The following is a 1,500-nucleotide window of genomic DNA, read 5'->3' as shown; positions in this document are numbered from 1 at the left end:
GCCCACGCCCGGCGGGCCGCACGCAGCCACGGCGGCTCGACCGGCACGCCGAGCGCGACGACCAGCTCGGCGAGCTGGTCGAGGGCCTCCGGCACGGTACGCGGGAAGGTGACCCGGACCGGCACCCCGGCCGCGCGCAGCGCCTCCGCGTCGGCGAGGCGGTTCTCCTCCTCGTTCAGCAGCACCAGGTCGGGCGCGAGCGCCAGGACGCGGTCCAGGTCGGGATACTTCGTCCCGCCGACCCGGGCCACGTCCAGCCCGTCCGGGTGGGTGCACCAGTCGGTCGCACCGACCAGCACCTCCGGGCGGGTCGCCGCGACCGCCTCGGTCAGCGAGGGAACCAGCGACACCACGCGCACGATCGTCCTCCTCGTACCGCCGTCCCGGCGCATCGACGGCCACCGGTCGGGTGGCCGGTGCCCGCGGACCGGCCGACAATGAGCGGATGCCTCCCCGCCCCGCCGCTCTGCCGGCACCCCACTACGGCGTCCCACCGGCCGAGGCGCTGCCCCGGGCCCGCGAGTTCGCCGACGAACTGGTCCGTCGACGCACCGTACGCGACTTCAGCGACCGGCCGGTCCCGCCCGGTGTGCTGGCCGAGGCGCTGCGGGCCGCCGCGTCGGCGCCGAGCGGGGCGAACCGGCAGCCGTGGCGGTTCGTCGTGGTGACCGACCCGGCGCTGAAGCGACGCCTGCGGGCCGCTGCGGAGGCCGAGGAACGCGTCTTCTACGAGCGCCGCGCCCCGGAGGAGTGGCTGTCCGCGCTGGCCCCGCTCGGCACCGACGCCAGCAAGCCGTTCCTGGAGACCGCGCCGGCGGTGATCGTGGTCTTCGAGGTGCACCGCGGGCCCGGGTCGCCCCGGCCCTACTACGTCAAGGAGTCGGTGGGGATCGCCGTCGGTTTCCTGCTCGCCGCGCTGCACCACGCCGGGCTGGCCACGCTCACCCACACGCCGAGCCCGATGCGCTTCCTCAACGAGCTGCTCGACCGGCCGGCCGAGGAGCGGGGCAACCTGATCATCCCGGTGGGCTATCCCGCGCCCGACGCGACCGTGCCCGACATCGACCGCAAGTCGCCGACCGAGGTGGTGGTCTGGCGCTGACCGGTCAACGCCCGGCCGGCGTGGTCTCCGGCTCCAGGCCCGCCACCGGCACGCCCTGTCGCACCGCCCACTCCACCGCGGCCCGCAGGTCCGCCGTGGGCAGCGGCCGCCGGGTGGTCACCGCCACGGCCGCGTGCACGGTGTACGCGAGGAACGGGTACGACCGGGCCAGCTCACCGATGGCCTCGTGCAGCCGCGCCACCACGGCCAGCGCCTCCGGCTCGCCGAGCGCCGGCAGCACGAGCTGGAACTCGTTGTCGGCGACGCGGACCGCCCGGTCGATCGGGCGCAGCACGCCGGTGACCGCGGCGAGGACGGCCTGACCCTCCCGGGCGACGCTGCGCCGGCCGAAGCGTTCCGGCGCGCCGGCCGGCTCGTCCACCCGCAGGCCGACCAGC

At 76.5% G+C, this 1,500-nt stretch carries 2 protein-coding genes and 1 pseudogene; 1 reads left to right on the top strand and 2 read right to left on the bottom strand.

Annotation, left to right across the window (positions count from 1 at the left end):
• Nucleotides 1-359: helical backbone metal receptor (locus HUW36_RS32700; RefSeq protein ID WP_217428922.1), on the bottom strand; the 359-nt coding region annotated here is incomplete at its 3' end.
• An 86-nt stretch (nt 360-445) separates the two neighbouring features.
• Between HUW36_RS32700 and HUW36_RS32695 the strand changes: the two genes are divergently transcribed.
• The gene (locus HUW36_RS32695; protein WP_174531567.1) at nt 446-1,102 is read left to right on the top strand and encodes a nitroreductase family protein; all 657 of its coding nucleotides are present in this window, start codon (nt 446-448) and stop codon (nt 1,100-1,102) included.
• Between the two features lie 4 nt (nt 1,103-1,106).
• Here the strand turns inward: HUW36_RS32695 and HUW36_RS32690 are convergent.
• Nucleotides 1,107-1,500: pseudogene (locus tag HUW36_RS32690) on the bottom strand (DICT sensory domain-containing protein); the annotation flags it as partial.

The organism is Micromonospora maritima (assembly GCF_902825405.1).
Classification (GTDB): domain Bacteria; phylum Actinomycetota; class Actinomycetes; order Mycobacteriales; family Micromonosporaceae; genus Micromonospora; species Micromonospora maritima.
The sequence above is the reverse complement of the archived record's forward strand: the minus strand, read 5'-3'. Positions and strand labels throughout refer to the sequence as shown.

Coding starts and splice junctions, on each gene's coding strand:
- HUW36_RS32695 (WP_174531567.1), top strand. CDS start 446: ATGCCTCCCCGCCCCGCCGCTCTGCCGGCACCCCACTACGGCGTCCCA.